We start from the raw sequence: 21812 nt of genomic DNA on the forward strand, positions 1-21812 counted from the left end.
CTTGCACAAAACCGACCCCGCTGGCAGATTGGCGCGATGACTGCTCATCGCTTGCCTACTGCCGGATCGCTCGCTCCGACGCCGCCGCCTCTGGAGCACGGCGGGCGTTTGCGCGAGGCCGCCGCGCGTTACCGCATCCCCGTGCAGAATTGGTTGGATCTCTCGACCGGCATCAATCCCGATGGCTGGGCCGTACCCGAGGTGCCCGGTACCGCATGGGCGCGGCTGCCCGAAGAGGAGGATGGATTGGAAGACGCGGCCGCGCGGTGTTACGGCGCGCCCGGGCTCCTGCCGGTTGCCGGTTCGCAGGCCGCGATCCAGAGCTTGCCACGGCTGCGGGTGCCCGGACGCGTCGGGGTGCCGAAGGTGGGCTATCAGGAGCATGCCCGGGCTTGGCAGCGCGCAGGCCACACCTTGGTGCGCCTCGATGGCGGAGACCCCGGGGACGAGCCCGGCGCGGGTGCGGACGGCCTCGACGTCCTGCTCGTCATCAACCCGAACAATCCGACGGGCCGAGTTTGGCCGATGAGTCGGTTGCTCGACTGGCACGCGCAGCTCGCCGCACGGGGCGGCTGGCTTGTCGTCGACGAGGCATTCATGGACACGACCCCGCAGGACAGTCTGGCCCCCTACACAGATCGGCCGGGGTTGATCGTCCTGCGTTCGTTGGGCAAGTTCTACGGGCTCGCCGGGGTGCGCGTCGGGTTCGTGCTCGGCACGTCGGATCTGCGCGAAGCGCTGCGTTCGCAGCTCGGACCCTGGACGCTGAGCGGCCCGGCCCGCCATGTCGCGCGGCTCGCCTTGAGCGATTCGCCCTGGCAGGAGGCGACCCGCGCATCGTTGCGCCGGGCATCTGCCCGGCTCGCCGCTCTGCTGTCCGATTACGGTCTCGTGCCGACGGGCGGAACCGATCTGTTTCAATGGGTCTGCACGGCCGAGGCTCCGGCCATCCAGGATCGACTCGCGCGTCAGGGGATCTGGGTACGGCGCTTCGAGGCACCGCCGAGTCTTCGCTTCGGACTGCCGGGTGGCGAGGCGAGCTGGGCGCGGCTTGAGTCTGGGCTGCGCTGTCTGGCGTCGGACACGCCCGGGGATGCGATCCCGCGAGCAGCCGTCGAGGCCCCCGGCAGTCGGCCTTTTTCATCGGTGGCCCCGCCGCTCGCCCCCGCTAACGGAGACGCAAGATGACCGCAGCGACCCTCATGGTCCAGGGCACGACCTCGGACGCGGGCAAGAGTGTCCTGGTGGCCGGTCTGTGCCGCTGCTATAGCCGCCGCGGGGTCAAGGTGACACCCTTCAAGCCGCAGAACATGGCCCTGAACAGCGCCGTGACCGCAGACGGCGGCGAGATCGGCCGGGCCCAAGCGGTGCAGGCGCAGGCCTGCGGGCTGGCGCCGAGCGTCGACATGAATCCGGTCTTGCTCAAACCCAATTCGGACCGCGGCGCTCAGGTCATCATCCAGGGCCGGGTCGTCGGCAACATGGACGCCGTCGCCTATCACGACTACAAACGCATCGCCCGCGCCGCCGTGCTGGAGTCCCATGCCCGGCTCGGCGCGTCATTCGATCGCATCGTCGTGGAGGGCGCGGGCAGTCCCGCCGAGATCAATCTGCGCGAGCACGACATCGCCAACATGGGGTTTGCCGAGGCGGTGGACTGCCCTGTGATCCTGATCGCGGACATCGACCGCGGCGGGGTCTTCGCCCATCTGGTCGGTACGCTGGCGTTGCTCGCGCCGAGCGAGCGGGCGCGGGTGGTCGGATTCGTCATCAATCGCTTCCGAGGCGACCTTGCGCTCCTGCAGCCGGGTTTGGACTGGCTCGAGCGCGAGACCGGCAAGCCGGTGCTCGGCGTCTTGCCCTACCTGCACGGTCTGCATCTGGAGGCCGAGGATGCCGTCGCCGTGCGCCAGGGCGACAAGCCGAGCGACGCCTTGCGGGTGATCGTCCCGCGGTTACCGCGCATCAGCAACCACACCGACCTCGACCCCCTGCGGCTCCATCCTCAGGTCGACCTGCGCTATGTCTTGGCCGGAGAGGTTCCGCCGCCTGCGGATCTCATCATACTCCCCGGATCCAAGTCGGTGCGCTCGGATCTGGATTGGATGCGGTGCGAGGGCTGGGAGCCGGTGATCGCGCGGCATCTGCGCTACGGCGGCCGGCTGATCGGGATCTGCGGTGGATTTCAGATGCTCGGCACCCGGATCCTGGATCCTCTGGGTCTTGAAGGCGATCCGGGCGAGGGGCCGGGTCTCGGTCTGTTGGATCTGCAGACCCGGCTCGCGCCCGAGAAGATCCTGGCCAACGTCTCCGGTCGCCTCCGGCTGGAGGATGCCGCGGTGACGGGGTACGAGATCCATGCCGGCGTGACGACCGGTCCGGCGCTCGAGCATCCGGCCGTGCTTCTGAACGACGTTCCAGGCGAGCGTCCGGATGGTGCGGTTTCGGAGGATGGACGGATCTTGGGAACCTATCTGCACGGACTCTTCGAGTCGCCCGCCGCGACGTCAGCGTTGCTGCGTTGGGCAGGTCTCGCAGTGCACGAGACCCCGGACTATCGTGCTGTCCGCGAGGCGGCCCTGGAGCGCTTGGCCGACAGCATCGAGCAGCATCTCGATCTCGGACAGATCGAGCGGATTTTAGGTGTCACGGCTCCGGGCAGCGGGACCGAAGCCTCTTGAGACCGGGCTGGCTGAGCGTTCCCGCGGCGCATCGCGATCGCCCCCGGGGTCCGCAGGTATCCGATGACGTTTGCGCTCACCGCAAGCGATCGGGTTTGCTCGGCAACAAGGGGTCAGATCATCTCGGTGCAGCCCGAGCCGATGTCTCGGTGACGGTCGATCGGACGATCTCGGTTGCGTCCGGCATCCGGGTGGTGCGCGTTCAGCTCGATTCGGAAGGCGGCAGCCTTTCCTTCTCCGGCGACGGGCGGGCGCGGATCGCGTTGCCTAACCTGCCCGCTGTTGCCCGGCGACTCAATGACCTTGAAGATGACGCGGATCTCGAGCTCGAGATCCTTCGGCTGCGGGCCTGTTCCGAGGCGTCTTCGGACAGTCTTCCCCCGGATTGTCGATGGATCCGCGGCGAGGATCCACCGTCTCGGACGGCCAGTCAACTCGACAAGCACCGCCTGGACATCGCCTTGAGCGCCGGTCGCCACGCGGCCGAGCGTGCCAAGCTTGCAGGGGTCGCATACCTGATCGGTGTGGCCCCGTCGGTGTACCCCGCGACCGAGTGGTGGCCCCGCACGCCGGATACCTCTGCACCTGATGCGGCGCATGAGCCGCCCGGTTTCGACGGATGTCTCCCGGAGCCTTCCGTTTGCTTCGACACCTATGATGCCTTGGGTGATCTCGGCAGCCCCGAGATCGCCGCATTGGTCGGCGTTGCCGTCGCCGCCGCGCAGATGGGAATCCCGTTCTGTCTACCGGATCCTGCAGGCTGTATCGCGCTCGACGCGGCGGTCGGAGTGAACCCGGGCGTGCGTGCCTGGCTCGACCCGATACCCGTCGTCCGTCCCTTCTGGCGACCTTCCCCGGGACGTGCGCGCAGCCTGTGCGCCGCTTGAGGCCGTTAAGTCATGCGGTGTGTCTGGCTTCACAGCGTCGATGACGGCGGCGAACGCCGTATCGCATCTGACCTCGCCGCGACGCGATCCCCGATCAGGAACGGCAGGTAATAGATGAAGCTCGACACCAGCGCCAGCCCGGCCAGGCTCAGGACATACCAAGGCCAAGGGCCGAGAAAATCCATCAAGGACGCCTGCTCGGGTTTGCTGCAGAGGAAGAGATAGTTCGTCCCCAACCAGAGGTTGATGGGAGCAACGACGGCGACGACGAGCAGCAAGACGCCGAGGGATTTGAAGATGGACGCGAGTCGCGGTCTGAAACGATAGACCAAGGTGGCATAAAGGACGCCGACGATGACGAGCCCATGCCCGAGAAAGAAGGCGATGAAGGCTGGGTCCGGAAATCCCCTGTCCAGATCCGGTGTGACGAGCGCCTGAAGGGTCCCGCCCCACGCCCAGAAATAGACGATCTCGTAGGCGGCATACGACCGTGCCGCGAGGGTCCATGCCGTGAGCAGGACCGACAGTCCGCACAGATGCAGAGGCAGCAGGCTGCTCAAGAGCTGATCGTAGTGGTTCGCCAGCAGCCAGATATGAAATCCTTCCTGACCGATCAAAAGGGCCGCGATCAAGAGCCCGACGCGATATTGCGTCGCGCTGCTCAGCGTGCAGCGCGCCAGCAGCGGTAAGCCGATCCCGACGGCGACGATCACGAGTACGCTGCCGAGGTGTGCCGTACCGAAAAGGATGAGTGGGCCCGCCGTGCTCATCGATCTTCTTCTCCCGTGTGAGTCTGCGCGTCCGCGCCCTGACCGATGCTTTGATCTTGCGGTGTGGGTCTGCGTTCATGATCTCGGCGAGTTTGGCATGATAGCGTACTCACCGGATCCTTCTGCCACTTTTGATCGGACGAGCGATCCCGGCGAATGGGGTCGGGCATCCGAGCCACTGCATAGTCGTCGCGATCATCGCCGGTTCATTTCGCGAAGCCCGGCTCCTCGAATGACGACACGCCAACAGATTCATTCGTGTCGTCCGGATAGAAAGACCTTTGGAGCTCAATAGATCCATCGTATTAGATTTTACTAATATGATGGAATAATCCGAAGCCAGCCGGCCGATAAAAATATTTTAGTCGGACTCTTGACAGTATTCCTGTCGACACTACATCCTAATCACATCAATAATGACGATAGGTGAGAACGACTAGAGCGATAGGTAAACCCCGTCGAATAATCGTGGGTCGGACACCTGCGGAATCGCCTCGCTAGGTCAGATGCCGTTCATTGCCCTGTGATGCGTTGAATAGATCTTGGACAGGTTACATTACTATCGGCGCTGCTCAAAAGACGCCGACAACGAGGTGGAGACAACAATGTCTGACATTGTAGATCACAGCAGAAGACAGTTTCTGTCGTTCGCAGGTAAAGCCGGCTTGACGACCTTGGTCGCACAGGCGGTCGGTATCAATCTCGGTGTCGTGGATATCGTTCGGGCGCAAACCGGCAAGCGCGGAGTGGAACCCTTCCGATTCGCAATCATCAGCGACGCGCACCTATACAGCATGCCCGATCACAAGTTCGATACCCAGCTCGCCGACGCCGTCGCCCAGGTTAATGCAATGACTCCGCTGCCGGACTTCGTCTTGTTCGGCGGAGACGTCGCGCAAAACGGAACCGAGGATCAGTTGGTCAAGGGGAAGAAGATCCTTTCCGAGCTGAAGATGCCGCTCAAGATCATTCCGGGAGAGCACGATTGGTATCTCGACATGGGCGATGCTTGGCGGGGACTCTACGGCGATGAGACCTGGTCGTTCAACCACAAAGGCGTGCATTTTATCGGTCTCAACTCCATTCTGGTCCGCGATTTCTGGACCGAGACGGGAATGACGCCTCTGGAGCGTATGACCGTTATGGAGATGCTCGAAAGCCCGATCCCCGGTCCATGGGGAGTGCACGAAAAGCAGCTCGAATGGCTTGCCAACGACGTCAAGGACTTGGCTCCGGATACGCCGATCGTCGTCTTTACTCACTCCCCGCTTTGGGACTATTACCCGCGCTGGAACTTCCAGACCTCCGACGCCCCCGAGATTCGAGAGATCCTCTCGAAGTTCGAAAATGTCATGTCCTACCACGGCCATGTCCACCAGACCCTGTTCAACCGGATCGGGAATATGAGCTCGGTCGCCGCACTGAGCACCTCTTGGCCGTGGCCCTACCCCCCGGTCGAGCTGGCCTTCCCCGAGACTCGGATGAACCGGGCCGACCCTTCGATTGCGACCGACGGCATGGGGACACAAGTCATCGATCTCAGCGGGTCGTTCGAAGCTCTGGTTCAATACAATCCGTTCGAAGATTCGCTGACACCATTCATGAGAGATGGATTCAAGGTCTAAGGGGGAGTGACGATGACGAATCAGAAGCTGAAGATCGAACGGGTCTTGGTCGTATCTGCGGTTGCTGCGGTGCTTGCGGCCGGCAGCAGTTGGGCACGTGCACCATTTACGGATGAAGAGCTCGCGGAGCAGAAGGCCGCTTTGGTCGAATCGGTTGCCCTGGGATACGACCTTTGGCACGGCAGCCGTGCGGATATGACCACCAATGGTCTCGCATGCGGAAACTGCCATCCCGATACGGCTGCGGCCAATCCGCAAACCTTTCCGAAATACATGACGATGTACGGCAAGGTCATCCCCTTCCGCGAGATGGTGAATTGGTGCATCGAGAACCCGCAGGTAGGCACCCGGCTCGACGTCAACGGTGACGACATGACCGCGATGGAAGCCTACGCCTTCTATCTACATCGCGGGAAGGAAATCACACCTGGTCTCGCCAGCGAGCAAACGACGCCCATTGTCGTGGAATACGGCACCGGTTTCGCAAGAACGCCGACCGGCATCGGCGTCGATACCAAACCCTGAGGTCAGTTCAAAGTGTCGGGCATCTGCGGGCTCCCGTTTTGGGGGAAGCCCGCAGATCGTCTGCGGGTGATGTCGACAGTCTTGCGTCGAGCGCCGGAACGGCGTTCTCGTTTGTACTTGGAATGAGTTGCCGGTTGAGCCTATGAGAGCGGTGTTCGTATTCATGATCGTTTTCGCTGGTGTCCACGCCGCGGCCTTTGCCGAACAAACCTGCGATACCGGCCGATACCCGCTGTCGACCCCGACGGAGCGATTCAGCGACAACGGCGACGGAACCGTCACGGATGTTGTGTCCCAGCTGATGTGGATGCGGTGTTCGGTCGGGCAGACCTGGTCGGGCGAAACCTGCCTCGGAGAAACAGCCGCTTACGACTGGCAAGCGGCGCAGGAGGCTGCGACCGCGTTGAATGCGAGTGGATCGCACTTCTTCAACGACTGGAGGGTTCCGAAGCTGCGGGAGCTGGCGATGATCGCCGAACGGCAATGCGAAAACCCCCGCATCAATCTGGCGGTCTTTCCGAATACTCCGCCGAGTCTGTTTTGGACCGAGTCGCTGCGACCCGGCGAGGGGGAGGAGGGCTACGCATACGCCCTGAGTTTCGGTCCGGAAGGTGTGCAGCACATCGAGAAAACCGAGCGGCACGAGGTGCGACTCGTTCGCACGGCGCCATGATCGTCGACAGGACTCTCGAGCGCCGTGACGACACGGCTCGGCAACCCCCGACCGGACCCTCGATCGGGAGCGCCGAAACCGGTTGCCAGGAGTGTGTCGATCGCAATCGGCGTGGCCTGATTGCTGCCGGCGGGGTCTTCTTGGCGCTGTTGCAGGTCGGTCTCCTCGGCTCGGCTCGCGCGGAGACCTTACGACACGACGACTTGTTTAGCGTGACGACGCTCGACGGGGCGCTCGCGGCACTGGGCAGCACTCCGATAGACGAGGTTTCGGTCGAGGTGATCCTACCCGAGGTCGTCGAGGACGGAGCCGTGGTTCCCGTGACGGTGTCGAGCACACTCGTCGGTGTGGAGGAGATCTACGTCTTGGTTCCGACCAATCCGTATCCGGCCGCGGTTCGCTTCGAGATTCCGGACGGGACCGAGCCGTTCGTCTCGATACGCCTGAAGCTGGCGCAAAGCGGTGCGGTTTATGCCGTGGTGAGAGCGAAAGGCCGCCTGTACTCCAGGGTCGCGGAGACTCGGGTGACGGTTGGCGGATGCGCTTGAGCGTTCGGGCCCCTCGCGACGGGCCGCTTGACCGCGAGACTTGTTCGAGAGTGAGACAGGATGGCTGATCCGATACGAATCCGCGCAAGAAGCAATGGCGGCATCACCGAGGTCATGGTCCTGATGCCGCATCCGATGGAGACGGGACTGGGGTTGGATGCATCGGGGAGGGGGCGTCGCGCCCATTACATCAGCGACGTCGAGATTAAGCTCGGAGATCGGACGGTGCTGCGAGCTCGTTTGAGCATCGCCGTTTCGAAAGATCCCTTGATCTCGTTTCGGTTCAAGGGGGGAGGGGCGGGTGATCGCATCGGCGTCACCTGGACAGACAACTTCGGTGACCAGGGAAGCGGGTCGGCCTCGATTGTTTGACCGTCGACACCGGATTGCAGCGGCGGCCGACCATTGGATCGCGCCTTCGGATCTGTCCGCGATCATTCGAAAAACAGGCGCAACGGGCTCCGCGTCGATGACGAGACACCCGTTGCAACGTGGTAAAGACCACCAAACGAGGGCATATACGATGAGCGAATGCAATCGCCGGACTTTCATGCTTGGACTTGTCGCCGGGGGCTCGGCGCTCGCCCTGAGTCGCTTGAGCCTTGCCGAGGAAGCGAAGAAGGCTGTTCTGACTGAAGACGACGCCTACGCGAAGTCGATGGGCTTCCGCTTGGACACCACGCAGGTCGATCAGGCCAAGTACCCCAAGCACACGCTCGAGCAGAAGTGCAGCGGGTGTCAGTTGTTCTCGGGAGAGCCGGGAGAACCACTCGGTCCCTGTTCCTTCTTCGGCAAACGCTTGGTTCCGGTAGACGGCTGGTGCCGAAACTTCAAACCCGAAGGCGCAGCATAGTCGTTCGACGCGCCGACCGATACGAACCCTGGCGGGTCGGCGCATCAAGACCGACCCGGTCGGAGCAGGGTCGATCGGCGGGACAGGGTCGCTCGCCGGACTCGGTCGAAAAGATCGACCGGCTCGGTACAGGGGCCGAAATCGGGGCATTGGCCTCTCAACCACGCCACTAAAACAAAGCCGGTCGTCCGCTTTGCCGGACGCAGGGCAGCGAGCATTGGAGGTCACAGCGATGAGGTGTCCCGCAGGCACTTCGGGGCAAGCGCGGGTGCAGATCGAGCACCGGCGCATGCAGCGGATCGATCGGTCTTCAGCCATCGAAGCTTTGCCATCGACAACCCTGAACGCGTCATTTCGGCCACACCGAGAATCGAGCGGGCGCGGCCCGACGTGGATGGTGACCGGCCTGATGATCTTCAGTTTCCTGAGCCTCGTCGGATGTGATCGCACGGAGAGCGTGCAGTGGGGTGAACGCGGTACCTCCATGATCCATATCGACAAGCCAGGTCGATTGCAGTCGGCGGCGGATCTTCACAGCATCCCCCCGCCCGAGCCGCGCGATCCGCCCGATCCGGAGATTCCGCTCGCAAAGGACGTCAATGAAAACGTTCAGGTCCTCACCGACCTGGACGCCCTCGAATTCGCACGCCTGATGCAGGCCATCTCGACCTGGGTCGCGCCGGAACAGGGCTGCGAGTATTGCCACAACACCGAGAACCTGGCCTCGGACGAGAAATACACGAAGGTTGTTTCGCGGCAGATGCTGCGGATGACCCGGGATATCAATACCAACTGGAAGTCGCATGTCGCGGGGACCGGGGTCACCTGTTGGACCTGTCATCGCGGCCAAGCGGTCCCGTCCGGAACCTGGTACACGAATCTCGGCCCGCAGACCCCGTCTGCAGGTATCACCGGGGTCAAAGCAGGGCAGAATACGGCTGGCATGCGCACCGTCGGCAACGCGGCGCTCCCGTTTGATCCCTTGACGCCCTACCTGGAGGGCGACACGCAGGTCTCGATCCAAGGAACCACGGCGCTGCCCTCGGAGAACCGCAATTCGGTCAAAAAGGCGGAATGGACCTACGCCTTGATGATGTATATGTCCAATTCGTTGGGTGTGAATTGCACCTACTGTCACCAAACCCGCGCGATGGGCGTTTGGGAGCAGAGTACGCCCCAGCGGGTCACCGCGTGGCACGGCATTCGGATGGTGCGCGACCTCAACGGAGATTATCTCAACCCACTGAAAACCTTGTATCCCCCCGAACGACTGGGAACCACGGGCGATGCGCCTAAGGTGGCCTGCGACACCTGCCATAAGGGCGCATTCAAACCGCTTCTCGGCGTCGGTATGCTCGGCGACTATCCCGAGTTGGCTGGATATCGGACCGAACGACCGGGAGCCGTGCCGGTGGACGAGCCTGCTCCCGAGATTGCGGATGCAGGAACCGACGGCATGCCGATTGCCGCAGCGGAGATTGCGGCAGCGGAGGAGGTGCAGACGCAGGTGCAGGAAGGCGTGGCCGAACCGGCCGCCGAGTCCGTTTCCGAACCGGTGTCGCCGGATTTCGTTGCAGGAGCGGTCGAAGAGATCTTGGCGGAATCGGCGGTCGAGAGCGCTGCCGCGGAAGAGGCGGTGACTCAATCGCTGGCCTTGCAGATGGATGAGCCGGCGGTCGGCGACACCGAGACCTCGGCCGAAGTCACCCGGTTTGCCGAGTCAGCGGCGTTGCCGGTTCTCGAGGAGGTCGCGTCCGAGTCCGTGGCCGATACCGCCGAGCTCGAGCGTCTGCATCGAGCCGAGTTGAGCCAAGTCGAGCGGCGTCTCGCGGCCGCGGGCGCCAGGTTGCAGCAAGAGCGAACGGCATTGCAGCAGCAGCTCGCGTTGGTTCGCGATCAGCGTGACGCCGCCACGACCGACGCCGAGATGCAGATCGCGCGGCTGCTTGAAGAGTCCGCCGGCGAACGCTCGGCGGCACTGAGGGCCGCCGAGGCGAGACTGGACCAAGAACGTACGGCGCTGCAGCAACAGCTTGCGGTGGTTCGCGAGCAACGCGACAGGGTCGCAGCCGATGCCGAGATGCAGGTCGCCAAGTTGGCCGAAAGCCGGGCTGCGGCGCTGCGTGCCGCCGGCGCGAGGCTCGATCAGGAGCGGATCGCCTTGCAGCAACAGCTTGCGGTGGTTCGTGACCAGCGCGATAGCGTTTCAGCCGAGGCCGAGACGCAGATCGCCAAGCTGTCCGAGGAGCGTGCGGCAGCGTTGCGTGCCGCCGGGGCGAGGCTCGATCAGGAACGTGTCGCACTGCAACAGCAGCTTGCGGTGGTTCGCCGACAGCGCGATACAGTGGCGGTCGAAGCCGAGAGGCAGATCGCCGAGCTCGACGGCGAGCGTGCGGCGACGCTCAGGGCCGCCGGCGCAAGACTCGACCAAGAGCGCACCGCACTGCAACAGCAGCTCGCGCTGGTTCGCGGGCAGCGCGATGCGGTTGCGGCCGAAGCCGAGATGCAGATCGCCAAGCTGGGCGAGGAGCACGCGAGGGCGCTGCGGGCCGCCGGCGCAAGACTCCATCAGGAGCGTGTCGCCTTGCAGCAGCAGCTCGAGGTCGTCCGAGGGCAGCGCGAAGCTGCCTTGGCGGATACCGAGTCCGAGTCGCAGATCGCGGCCTTGACCGATGAGATGGATGCCTTGCGGGCGAAGCTTGCCGAGGCGGACGGTGCCGCCGCGAACCTGCGTGCGCAGATGCAAGCCGCAGCGACCGAGCATGCGCGCGAGCTGGCAGAGGCCCGGGGTTCGATTGCGCGGATTCGTAAGCTATACGAGGGGGCAGCGGAGGTCGGCGGACGCATCACCGCAGAGGGCATTCTGGTGAATCTCGGCGGGGAGGAGCTTCGCTTCCCGAGCGGCAGCGCAGTCCTGCCGGCTGGGGCACTGCCGACGCTCGACCGCATCGCCGAGATGCTCGCGGCAAGACCGGATCTGAAGGCGAAGATCGCCGGACACACCGATAGCTTGGGCAATCCGGAGATCAATCAGACCCTGTCTCGGCAGCGTGCGGAGTCGGTCATGCAGGCACTGATCGAGCGCGGGGTGGATCACGGCCGACTCAGCACCGAGGGCTACGGTGCCGAACGACCGATTGCCGACAACACGACCGATCGAGGGCGGCGCGAGAATCGCCGTGTCGAGATCGTGATGATCGAGCAGGCCGGCAACGCAGCGGTGAGCAACCTCACCGACGGGTGAGCGGACCTCTCGGCGGGCGCGGAGGTGATACCGCGCGCCGCCGCGCTCATGCAGGCTTGGTGATCCGCCAACATTGGTGGATCCGCGGGTTGCGGGCAAAGTCGCGTGCGATGGTCTCGCGGCTGATGTCTTGGATGTCGAGATCCGCCAAGTCATCGGCGTACAGCCGAAACCGACGCAGATTGTTCGAGAACACCAGCAGACCGCCCGGCTTGAGCAGCCGGGTGGTGGCTCGAATCAGGCCGACATGGTCGCGCTGGATGTCGAGCGTCTCCGTCATCCGCTTGGAGGTCGAGAAGCTGGGAGGATCCAAAAAAATGAGGTCGTATTGGCGTTTTCCGGCGGCCTCTTCCAGCCATTGCAGACAGTCCGCCTGAACCAGTTCATGGCGCTGCATCGGGATCGCGTTCAGCGCGAGATTATCCCGAGCCCAGTCCAGATAGGTCCGGGACATGTCCACCGTCGTGGTGCGGGCCGCGCCGCCGTTGGCGGCATAGACCGTCGCTGTTCCCGTGTAGGCGAAGAGGTTCAGGACGCTCTTGCCCTCGGCCAGTTCGCCGATCATGCGGCGAATGTCGCGGTGGTCCAGGAAGAGCCCGGTGTCCAGATAGTCCTCGAAATTGACCAGGAACTTGAGCCCGCCCTCCTTGACCGCGTGAAAGCGACGCGTCTCGGCGAGCCGCTCGTACTGGGCGTTGCCCTTCTGCGGCCGGCGGACCTTGAAGAACATCCGTGATTCCGGGATCTCCAGCACCTCCGGGATCACGCTCAAGGCCTCGCGCAGCCGATGGCGGGCGCGTTTCGGATCGACGCTGGTCGGGGCGGCATACTCCTGTACATGCACCCAGCGCTGCGGCGCGTCGCCTTCCGGCTCCCCTTCGTAGACATCCACGGCGACCGCGTACTCGGGCAAATCCGCGTCGTAGGCCCGAAAGCAGTCGATCTGCTCCTTGCGGCGCCATTTGCCGAGCGTCTTGAGATTCTTCGCGAGCCGGTTGGCGAGCATGGTCGCGCCGTCGCTGCGCTCGCTCGGCTCGAGCGTGCGCGGCCGATTGACCACGAAATCGCTCGACTCGATCCGAAAATGCAGCAGCTGGCATTCGATCGGGCCGTTGTAGAGATGGTGGATCCGATGTGCGCGCAGGCCCATGTGCTTGCCGAGATCCGGGCTGCCCGTGAAGAGTGCGGCGCGCCAGCCTGCGAAGCGTTCCTTCAGCACCGAGCCCAGGCGGGCATGCAGCGCCGGCAGCTCGGCCTCCGAGCCGAGCCGCTCGCCGTAGGGCGGGTTGACGACGAGGAGACCGCGGTCGTCGTCTCGAGCTGGTCGGCAGTCGGCCAGCTCGCGTCGCTCGAAGTGCGCCAGACCGGCCAGTCCCGCCCGCGCCAGGTCTTCGATCGCGATGCGGATGGCGCGCGGGTCCTGATCGTAACCGCGCAGCGAGCCGAGACGCTGCAGACCGGCGCTGCGCCGGATCTCGGCCTCGTGGAGCAAGCGCTGCCAGGCCGCCGCGTCGTGCTGCAACCAGCCCATGAATCCGAAGCGCTCGCGCAACAGACCCGGGGCGATGTCCGCCGCGATCAGGGCCCCTTCGATCACGAGTGTCCCGGAGCCGCACATGGGATCGAGCAAGGCGCCGCCCTCGGCCGCGATGTCCGGCCAACCGGCGCGCAGGAGGATGGCCGCCGCCAGATTCTCCTTCAAAGGTGCCGAGGTACCCTCGCTGCGATAGCCGCGGCGGTGCAGGGAGGTGCCGGACAGATCGATGCTGACCCATGCCTGATCCTGATGGACATAGACGTGGATCTGCAGGTCCGGGGATCGGGCATCGACGCTGGGCCGATAACCCAAAAGCCGGGTGAATCGATCGGCGATCGCGTCCTTGACCCGCAAGGCGGCGTACTGCCCGTGGGTGACCCCGTTCACGACCCCGTCGAGCTGGATGGCGAAGGTGCTCTCGGGCGAGAGATGCTCCTCCCAATGGATCCGTTCCGCTCCGGCATAGAGCTCGTCCGGTCCTGTCGCGGTGAATTGCGCGAGCGGCAGCAGGATGCGATTGGCGACCCGCGACCAGAGACAGGCCCGATAGGCGTCCTGAATCTCACCGACGAACCGCGCCCCGCCGCGCGCCTCGACGGCTCCCTGCAGGCCGAGTCGAGCCAGCTCCTCCGCGAGTAGACTTCCCATGTGCTTGGGCGCGGAGGCGAAGAAGGTGTGCTGGGACATCGTGGGCGGCGGTCTGTCGGGGGATTTGATCAAGCAGTATATACCGGTCGTGGAGCGGTCTTTCGCCGTCCGAGGTGTTTGCACCTAGATCCGGCAGTTGACCGCTTCGTGCTTCATGCAAGGTCTTGACGGCCTTGACGATCGTGCTCGTCTGACGGCTCACCTGCCGGGTGAAGGCCGCTACGACCCCTGGAGCACGCCCCGCGCGGCGCCCGACTGCGTTGCAACGCGTTGGCGTAGAACCACTACGCCGCCTCGTCGCGCCTTGCCGGACACCGCGCAGGACGCACTCCAGGGGCCGTTCAACTGCCGGATCTAGGTTGAAGGTTTTCGATGCCGCTTGCGGCCGGATCTCAATCCTCCCGATCAGCCCTCGGCTCGGCGTGGGCGACGGACACCCGCGACGGGTGTGGCCCGTGTCGGATCTTCCGGCCAGGCGTGTTTGGGGTAGCGCCCGCGCAGCTCTTTGCGGACCTCCGCGTAACCCCGTGCCCAGAAGCCGGCGAGGTCTTGGGTGACTTGGATCGGGCGACGCGCGGGCGAGAGCAGGTGCAGGAGCAGGGGAACGCGCCCGCGAGCGATGCGCGGGGTCTCGGCGAGGCCGAACAGCTCCTGCAGTTGGACCGCGAGGATCGGGGTCTCGCCGGCACAATAGTCGATCGCTCGCTCCCGGCCTGCCGGGGTCTCGATCCGGGTCGGCGCCTCGTTGTCGAGGCGTTGTCGCTGACCCCAGTCGAGTCGCGCGGCGAGGATCGGCATGAGGTCGAGCTTTTGGGTTTGGGCGAGCCGCGACATCCCGCTCAAATAGTGCACCAACCAGGCGTGGAGATCCGCGCGCAACGCCTCGGGCGAGAGATCCGGCCAGTCGCCGTCGGGTTCGAGTCGACGCATCAGCGCGACCCGGGCGCTGAACTGGAGCGCGGCATCGCTCCAGGCGAGGGCCTGGTCGAATCGGGTCGCGATCTGCTCGAGCAGGATGCCGGCGACCTCGTCCGTCGCCTCCAAGGGCACAGGTTGTGCCCGCAGGGTGATCGCCTCCAGACGCTCGACGGTGCGTGCGGCCACCGCCTCGCGCTGCGTGTCCCAGGACAGGCGACGGCTCACCTCGATCCGCTCGGCGAAGCATTCGCGGATCTCGGACTCGGAGATGGGAAGTGCGGACTGGATCCGGCCGTTCGCACCCGCGGCGTCGAGGCTGGCGATGACCAGATAGGGATGGATCGCCAAGGCGTCGTCCTGCGGCAAGAGCGCACCGGATCCGCCGGCGAGACGATAGCGCCCGTCGGTGCCCTCGCGATGCTGTGCGATGCGCTCCGGGTAGGCGAGTGCGAGCAGCTCGGCCGCCGACCGGGCCGATCCCGGGGGGGCCTTTCGCGTGAGCCGCTGCAACTGTTGCGAGACCCGATCCGCCGCGGCGAGCCGACGCGCGTCCGCGCCCGGCACGGGGCGTCGCTCGCGCCAGGCGTGCAGGGCTTGCAGGCGCAGACCCAGGTCCGCGGGGCGGCGTTGTCCGGGCGTGTCGATCAGCGGGTCGCGCTCGGTGATCAGGGCGCACAGATCGGCGGCGTCGCAGCGGGCCGATTCGGCGGCGCCGAGCAGCATCACGGCCAGTCGCGGATGGACCGGCAGTTCCGCCATCCCTCGGCCGAGCGGGGTGATGGCGCCGCGCGCATCCAAGGCGCCGAGGCGTGTCAGGAGTGCCGTGGCGGCCTGCCACGCGGGGCCGGGCGGCGGATCGACCCAGCGCAGCCCGTTCGGATCCGCCACGCCCCAGAGGCGCAGCTCCAAGACGAGCGAGGCCAGATCGGCTTGGAGGATCTCGGGTGTCCGGCGCTCGGGCCGACCCTGCTCCTGAGCGTGGGTCCAGAGCCGATAACAGACACCCGGACCCAGCCGTCCGGCGCGCCCGGCGCGCTGCTCGGCGGAGGCGCGCGCGATCGGCTCGGTCACCAGGCGCGTGAGCCCGGAGCCCGGATCGAAGCGCGGTTTGCGGGTCAGGCCGCTGTCGATCACGACCTGGATGCCCGGGATCGTCAGGCTGGTCTCGGCGATATCGGTCGAGACCAGCACACGCCGGTTGGATCCCGCGTTCGGGACCAGCGCCTTCTCCTGCTCGTCGGTCGGGAGACTGCCGTGCAGCGGGCGGATCTGGGTCCGCGCGTCCGCCAGCTCGCGTAGCCGCGCGACGCAGCGATTGATCTCGCCCGTGCCGGGGAGAAATGCCAGAATGTCGCCCGGATGGCTTGCAAGCGCCGAGCGCACGGCGGAGATCACCGCCGCGACCGCATCGGGGCCGGGTGCGCGCTCGGCATACTGGACCTCGACCGGAAAGCTCCGTCCCTCGCCGCGGATGACGGTCGCACCGCCCAGCAATCCGGCCAACGGCTCGGCATCCAGGGTCGCGGACATGAGCAACAGGCGCAGATCCGGGCGCAGACCGGCGACCAGGTCCAGCGCGAGCGCGAGCCCCAGGTCCGATTGCAGACTGCGTTCGTGGAACTCGTCGAACACCAGGAGTCCGACCCCTTCGAGCGTGGGGTCGGACTGGATGCGTCGGGTCAGGATGCCCTCGGTGATGACCTCGATGCGGCTGCGGGGTCCGATCCGACGCTCGAAGCGGATCTGGTAGCCGACGCGCTCGCCGAGCGGCTCCCCGAGGAGTGCGGCCATCCGCGCGGCGATCATGCGCGCCGCCGGGCGGCGCGGTTGAAGCATGAGGATGCGGCCGGCGCCGAGCCAGTCTTCTTCGAGCAAGGCGATCGGGACCCGCGTGGATTTACCCGAGCCCGTCGGCGCTTGGAGCACGGCGTGGCCGCAACGCAGCGCCGCACGGAGATCCGGCAGGACGGGCTCGATCGGCAGTTGGTCCATCGGCAGGCTTGGGTCCCGAGTCGTGTTCGAAGTCATCGGCCTCGTTGAGTGGATCGATTGGGGTCGAGCAGGCGCGGTGTTTGCCTGGATCTGTTCAGCGTCCGACCGATCATAGGATCAAAACGCGGACTTGGCCCTGTCGTGATGCCGCACACTGCCCCAAGCCAACGCCCGCGTCGCCGCGCCGCAAGCGCAGCCGAGTGACATTCTCGACCTTATCGGACCCTGCCCGAAACGACCGGAGTCGATCGACGTGCCGATCACATGCCTGCTTGAGTCGGCCTTCAAATGGCTCTTCCTCGCTAGTCTCGTGCTGCTCGGGGTGACCTATGGGCAGAAGGATGACCTCCCGGCGCCCGAGACCTTCGATCGCAGCAGGCTCGAGGCCCCGACTCAGACGCCGACGGATCGCGAGCCCTTCACCGTGCGGGTACGCGATCAGGAGTACCGGATCGAGCCGAAGGCCGAGTACGCGCTCGACGGAATCGTGGTCAGCTACAGCAATGCCGACGCGATGAAGAACATCTGGCATCACAAGAGCTGGCGGGATTTTCTCAACCTGCGGGATCTTTGTGTCGTTTGGGGCGAGAATGTGGCGTCGGGCGTCTATCGCGACATGCAGTTCCGCAACGACAGCTGGACCTGCTGGGCCTCCTGGTCGGATCCTGCGGTCACCGCCCGATTCAAGATGAATGCACTCTCCAACAACCATCTCCTGACCGATGAGCGGGCCATCAAGGACGCCCTGATGTCCGCGGAGCCGGGCGATCAGATCCGATTCAAGGGGGTGCTGGCCGAGTACGTCAACCTGGGCAACGGCTCTGCGCGCGGCACCAGCCTGACACGCGACGACACGGGCAACGGCGCTTGCGAAACCGTCTATCTCGACGAGTTCGAGGTGCTCCACAAGGCCAATCTGAGTGTGCGTCGGCTCTTCGGGTTTGCGACCTGGATGGCTGTGGTCACGGGCATCGGCTTCTTGATCATGTTGCCGATCGCGCCTGTGCGAGTACGGCGACGCATCTAAACCGCGCCCAGAGCGACATGAGGCATTTTCATGTTGCGTTTGGCTGTGGTGTTGTCCTCGACCTCGGTGAGACGCGGTTTGAAGTTTAGTTTTTTCCAATACTTTAAACCGCGCCAGTTCCGACAGTCGTCGGAGCTGGCGCGCTCAAGCCACTCCAACACATGACGCATACCGCACCGGGCGCGGTTTAGGCTTCGGTGCCGTTCGAGTTACTCGGCGGCTGCGGTCTCTTCGGCCGCTTCGGGCGCCGGCGGCGCCTTCGGGCGGAGGCGCGTGATCAGTTGCTCGTCGAGCAGGATCTTCTCCTTGTCTTCGCCGTGGAGCCATTGCTTGCCCTTGGCCTGCACGGCATAGCGACCGGATTTCTTCTGGTAGATCCGATACTCGGCGGTCTTCTTGACTTCGTTCATCGCGGTTCTCTTCTGTTGTATGGCGGGTGTTTTCGAATCATTTTCAACATTTTTTAAACCGCGCCAGCTCCGACAGTCGTCGGAGCTGGCGCGGCCAAGACACTCCCGCAAACGGCGCATACCCCAACGGGCGCGGTTTAATCGTCCTGGTCGATGTCGCGCGGGTCGCGGAATCGCTCCGAAGGGTCGCGCTGAATCTCGACGCGGAACTGGGCAATCAACGCGGCCATGGCGGCAAGTGCAGCCAATACGGGCGCGAGGAAGGTCAAGAGCGCGGCAATGCCGACCCCTGCCGTCAGCGGGATCTCCATCAACGCCTCCCCGCTCGGGCGGCGGATGATCAGACGTCGAACGTTGCCCTCCTGGATCAAGTCCTTGACCTTCTCGACCAACGCACTGCCCATCACGGTGATCTCCTCGGTCGTGCCGCGTCCGCTTCGGTTGCCGGTCTTGTCGTATCGCATGGTCGGGATCCGCGGTCTTGTTTGGCCGGGCATCCTAGCGGGTTCGGACCGATTCGTCACTCGTTTCGGGCTGTTGGGATGGCTCGAGCGAGCCGATAAAGGCCGCAAGGCTGCGTTCGTAGTCGGGTTGGCTGGCAAAAAAGCCGCTGTTGTGGTCGCCTCGCAGATCGACGAAGCGCTTCGGTTCGCGCGCGGCCTCGAACAGCTTCCGGCCCAGGGCGTAGGGCACGATCTCGTCGTGCGGGCTGTGCAGGACCAAGATCGGACTGCGCACGCGCGACAGCCGCTCGGCGGCATCGAAGTTGAAGCGCAGGTACAAAACGCGGTGGAGCCCGGGATAGAGATGCCGCGCCATGTCGCGTGCCGAGCTGAAGCCGGACTCCAGGATGACCCCGCCCGAGGGGACGCGCGCGGCCAGATCGGCGGCGACGCTGGCACCGAGCGAACGTCCGAAGACGAGAATCGACGTGGGGTCGACCCCGCGCGTCTCGACCAAATAATCGTGGGCGGCAAGTGCGTCGAGATAGATCCCGGCCTCGCTCGCGCGTCCGGCGCTGCGCCCGTAACCGCGATAATCGATGATCAGAACCGACAGCCCCAACCGATTGAAGATGGCGATCGAGTCGCCGCGATGGCTGATGTTGCCGGCGTTGCCGTGATAGAAGAGCAGGGTATGGGTCGCGTCCGGATGCGGGATGTACCAGCCATGGAGTCGAGTGCCGTCCTCCGCGGTCAGCTCGACGTCCTCGAAGGCGAGACCCCAATCGGCCGGCGTCGCCGCGAGCGCACGGGTCGGGTAGAAGACCATGCCGGGTTGGAGCAGCCACATCGCGGCGTTCAGAAGCAGGATCGCCGATGCAATCCAGCCGAGACCGGACAGTAGACCGGAAACCGATGGCGGGAGTCCGAGCACGATCAGAATGCCTCGGCGGTCGACCGGGGGTGTGGCCGCATCAGGGCGGGCTGGCCCACAGAGGTCCTTCCTCCATCGCCGCGATCTGCTCACGCAACTGCAGGATATGATCTTCCCAGAAGCGCGGAGCCGCGAACCACGGAAATGCGGCGGGGAAGGCCGGATCCTCCCAGCGCCGGGCGAGCCACGCGGCGTAGTGGATGATGCGCAGGGTGCGCAGTGCCTCGATCAGATGAAGCTCGCGGTAGTCGAGTTCGAAGAAGTCCTCGTAGCCGGCCAGGACGTCGGCGAGCTGCCCGCTCATCTCCTCGCGATCGCCCGAGAGCAGCATCCAGAGATCCTGGATGGCCGGACCCATCCGCGCGTCGTCGAAGTCGACGAAGTGCGGTCCTGCGTCCGTCCAGAGCATGTTGCCGCGATGACAGTCCCCGTGAAGCCGGATCAAGGCCGGCGCGCCGGCGCGCGCATAGCAGGCGCGCACGCCGACGAGCGCCTGCTCGACGACGCTCTCGTAGGCGGCAAGCAGGTCCTTCGGGATCCAATCGTGCTCCAACAGAAAGGCCCGCGGCTCCTCGCCGAACGAGGCGATGTCGAGCGTCGGGCGGTGTGCGAAGGGGGCGAGTGCGCCGATTGCATGGATGCGTCCGAGCAGACGTCCGAGCCACTCCAGGACGCTCGGGTCATCGAGCTCGGGCGTGCGACCGCCACGCCGAGGCGTGAGCGAGAAGCGGTGGCCGGCATAGGCGTGCAGGGTACGGCCGTCGATGATCGACGGCGGCACCGCCGGGATCTCATGCTCGGCCAGCGTTTGGGTGAAGCCGTGCTCCTCCAAGATGGCCTCGTCGCTCCAGCGCCCGGGTCGGTAGAACTTGGCGATGAGCGGCTGCGCATCCTCGATCCCGATCTGATAGACGCGATTCTCGTAACTGTTGAGTGCGAGCATGCGACCGTCGGTGGCCAACCCGAGGCTCTCGACCGCGTCGAGCACGCGATCCGGGCTGAGATCGGCGTAAGGGGTGGGATTGGGCGTTATCATGACCCGATTCTAACGGATCCCGATCCGCGGGGTCTGGAAACGGGAGCCACGGGAGCACGAAAGTCATGTATCGACATCCGAAACGGCTCGGCATTTGGCCGGCCGCTATGCTCATCCTCCTGAGCGCATCGTCGGTCCGGGCCGAGACGCTGCGCTTCTTCGCGACGGGCGATCTGCCCTATTTCGCCGTCGAGACCGAACAGCTTCGCGAACTCTTCGACACGGCCGAGGCCGAAGGGACGGCCCTCCTGATCCATGTCGGCGACATCAAGTCCGGCAGCAGCCCCTGCACGGATGTCAATCTCAAGGAGGTCGCGGATCTCTTTCGGGCGCGGGCCGTGCCTGTCGTCTTCACGCCCGGCGACAACGAATGGACCGATTGTCATCGCGAGCGTGCCGGCGCCGAGGATCCGCTGGAGCGGCTCGCGCGGGTGCGCGAGATCTTCTACGGCGATCCGGGCGTCTTGCGGCTCGATCGCCTTCGTGTCGTCCGCGGCGAGGGCGCCGATGCGACCGACTATCCGGAGAACTACAGCTTCATGCGCGACGGTGTCCTCTTCGTCACGATCCATGTCGTCGGCAGCAACAACGGCTATGCGCCGGACGACCCGGCTGCGGTCGCCGAATTCGAGGCGCGCGACGTCGCGAACGTGCGCTTTCTGCGCCAAGCGACCGCGCTGGCCGCGGAGCGCGACGCGACCGCGATGGTCATCGTCTTTCACGCGAATCCGCAATTCGAGAAGGCCCGTCCGGCGCGTGGTTTCGTTCGCCTGCGGCGTCCGCTTGTCGAGCTGATGGGGGCCTATCCCGGCCCGGTGCTCGCGATCCACGGCGACACGCATCGCTTCAAGCACGATCGCCCCCTGATCGACCCGGCGACGGGCGAGCCCTTCAAGCGCTTCGTGCGCACCGAGGTGCCGGGCTCGCCGGTCGTCGGCGGGGTCTGGATCAGTATCGATCCGCAGGCGGAGGAGCCGTTCGGGGTCGGCGAGATGTATCCGATTGCGCGGGATCGGTTGATGGAGTGATTCACATGCTGCGCCGGGTGTGACCGAAACTGA

The 21812-nt window shown here is 65.1% G+C and carries 19 protein-coding genes; 12 read left to right on the top strand and 7 right to left on the bottom strand.

The window, feature by feature from the left end; all coding sequences use genetic code 11:
* Positions 1-36 precede the first annotated feature (36 nt).
* The 3 genes from cobD (at position 37) to B4N44_RS07485 (ending at position 3568) form a co-directional block, all read left to right on the top strand.
* Positions 37-1188, top strand: a complete 1152-nt coding sequence (gene cobD, locus B4N44_RS07475; RefSeq protein ID WP_296698735.1) for a threonine-phosphate decarboxylase CobD — start codon at positions 37-39, stop codon at positions 1186-1188.
* Positions 1185-2681 carry a cobyric acid synthase gene (locus B4N44_RS07480; RefSeq protein WP_296698738.1) on the top strand — a complete coding sequence of 499 codons (1497 nt, stop codon included), beginning with the start codon at positions 1185-1187 and terminating at the stop codon, positions 2679-2681. Before cobD ends, B4N44_RS07480 begins: the two co-directional genes overlap by 4 nt.
* Positions 2682-2830: 149 nt before the next feature.
* Entirely contained in the window at positions 2831-3568 is a 738-nt protein-coding gene (locus tag B4N44_RS07485; protein ID WP_296698740.1) for a nicotinate-nucleotide--dimethylbenzimidazole phosphoribosyltransferase, read from the top strand.
* Positions 3569-3597: 29 nt separating this feature from the next.
* Here B4N44_RS07485 and B4N44_RS07490 read toward each other — a convergent pair whose 3' ends face one another.
* Positions 3598-4338 (bottom strand): TIGR02206 family membrane protein, encoded by a 741-nt coding sequence (locus tag B4N44_RS07490; protein ID WP_296698743.1) that lies wholly within the window; start codon positions 4336-4338, stop codon positions 3598-3600.
* Positions 4339-4943: 605 nt separating this feature from the next.
* Here B4N44_RS07490 and B4N44_RS07495 point away from each other — a divergent pair.
* The 7 genes from B4N44_RS07495 (at position 4944) to pufC (ending at position 11806) form a co-directional block, all read left to right on the top strand.
* Positions 4944-5963: a metallophosphoesterase family protein gene (locus tag B4N44_RS07495; RefSeq protein WP_296698745.1), complete on the top strand. Its 1020-nt coding sequence runs from the start codon at positions 4944-4946 to the stop codon at positions 5961-5963.
* A 12-nt stretch (positions 5964-5975) separates the two neighbouring features.
* Positions 5976-6488 (top strand): c-type cytochrome, encoded by a 513-nt coding sequence (locus B4N44_RS07500; protein WP_296698748.1) that lies wholly within the window; start codon positions 5976-5978, stop codon positions 6486-6488.
* A 163-nt stretch (positions 6489-6651) separates the two neighbouring features.
* The gene (locus B4N44_RS07505; RefSeq protein WP_296698752.1) at positions 6652-7161 is read left to right on the top strand and encodes a DUF1566 domain-containing protein; all 510 of its coding nucleotides are present in this window, start codon (positions 6652-6654) and stop codon (positions 7159-7161) included.
* A complete protein-coding gene (locus tag B4N44_RS07510) occupies positions 7158-7709 on the top strand; it encodes a thiosulfate oxidation carrier protein SoxY (protein ID WP_296698755.1) in 552 nt (183 codons plus the stop codon). The genes B4N44_RS07505 and B4N44_RS07510 overlap by 4 nt, the downstream gene beginning before the upstream one ends.
* Positions 7710-7769: 60 nt before the next feature.
* On the top strand, positions 7770-8081 hold the full coding sequence (gene soxZ, locus B4N44_RS07515) for a thiosulfate oxidation carrier complex protein SoxZ (protein ID WP_296698757.1): 312 nt from the start codon (positions 7770-7772) through the stop codon (positions 8079-8081).
* Between the two features lie 151 nt (positions 8082-8232).
* Complete coding sequence (locus B4N44_RS07520) at positions 8233-8562, top strand: high-potential iron-sulfur protein (RefSeq protein WP_296698761.1); 330 nt, start codon at positions 8233-8235, stop codon at positions 8560-8562.
* Between the two features lie 409 nt (positions 8563-8971).
* Positions 8972-11806 (top strand): photosynthetic reaction center cytochrome PufC, encoded by a 2835-nt coding sequence (pufC, locus tag B4N44_RS07525; RefSeq protein WP_296698765.1) that lies wholly within the window; start codon positions 8972-8974, stop codon positions 11804-11806.
* 46 nt (positions 11807-11852) lie between these two features.
* Here the strand turns inward: pufC and rlmKL are convergent, their stop codons facing one another.
* On the bottom strand, positions 11853-14030 hold the full coding sequence (gene rlmKL / locus B4N44_RS07530) for a bifunctional 23S rRNA (guanine(2069)-N(7))-methyltransferase RlmK/23S rRNA (guanine(2445)-N(2))-methyltransferase RlmL (RefSeq protein WP_296698768.1): 2178 nt from the start codon (positions 14028-14030) through the stop codon (positions 11853-11855).
* A 366-nt stretch (positions 14031-14396) separates the two neighbouring features.
* Positions 14397-16937 (bottom strand): ATP-dependent helicase HrpB, encoded by a 2541-nt coding sequence (gene hrpB, locus B4N44_RS07535; protein WP_296698771.1) that lies wholly within the window; start codon positions 16935-16937, stop codon positions 14397-14399.
* A 217-nt stretch (positions 16938-17154) separates the two neighbouring features.
* Here hrpB and B4N44_RS07540 point away from each other — a divergent pair, with 217 nt between their 5' ends.
* Positions 17155-17928, top strand: coding sequence for a hypothetical protein (locus B4N44_RS07540; RefSeq protein WP_296698773.1), 774 nt, complete (start codon positions 17155-17157; stop codon positions 17926-17928).
* A 209-nt stretch (positions 17929-18137) separates the two neighbouring features.
* On the opposite strand, the gene B4N44_RS07545 is transcribed toward B4N44_RS07540, so the two are convergent.
* From B4N44_RS07545 to B4N44_RS07560, 4 genes are all read right to left on the bottom strand, one after another.
* Positions 18138-18338, bottom strand: coding sequence for a hypothetical protein (locus B4N44_RS07545; RefSeq protein WP_296698775.1), 201 nt, complete (start codon positions 18336-18338; stop codon positions 18138-18140).
* Positions 18339-18475: 137 nt separating this feature from the next.
* Positions 18476-18802 carry a DUF4342 domain-containing protein gene (locus tag B4N44_RS07550; RefSeq protein ID WP_296698777.1) on the bottom strand — a complete coding sequence of 109 codons (327 nt, stop codon included), beginning with the start codon at positions 18800-18802 and terminating at the stop codon, positions 18476-18478.
* 34 nt (positions 18803-18836) lie between these two features.
* Entirely contained in the window at positions 18837-19715 is an 879-nt protein-coding gene (locus B4N44_RS07555) for an alpha/beta hydrolase (RefSeq protein ID WP_296698780.1), read from the bottom strand.
* Between the two features lie 40 nt (positions 19716-19755).
* Complete coding sequence (locus B4N44_RS07560) at positions 19756-20751, bottom strand: serine/threonine protein kinase (protein ID WP_296698783.1); 996 nt, start codon at positions 20749-20751, stop codon at positions 19756-19758.
* 65 nt (positions 20752-20816) lie between these two features.
* Here B4N44_RS07560 and B4N44_RS07565 point away from each other — a divergent pair, with 65 nt between their 5' ends.
* Positions 20817-21779 (top strand): metallophosphoesterase, encoded by a 963-nt coding sequence (locus B4N44_RS07565; protein WP_296698785.1) that lies wholly within the window; start codon positions 20817-20819, stop codon positions 21777-21779.
* Positions 21780-21812 lie beyond the last annotated feature (33 nt).

It is taken from the genome of Thiocapsa sp. UBA6158 (assembly GCF_002423035.1).
In the GTDB taxonomy this organism is placed as follows: Bacteria; Pseudomonadota; Gammaproteobacteria; order Chromatiales; family Chromatiaceae; genus Thiocapsa.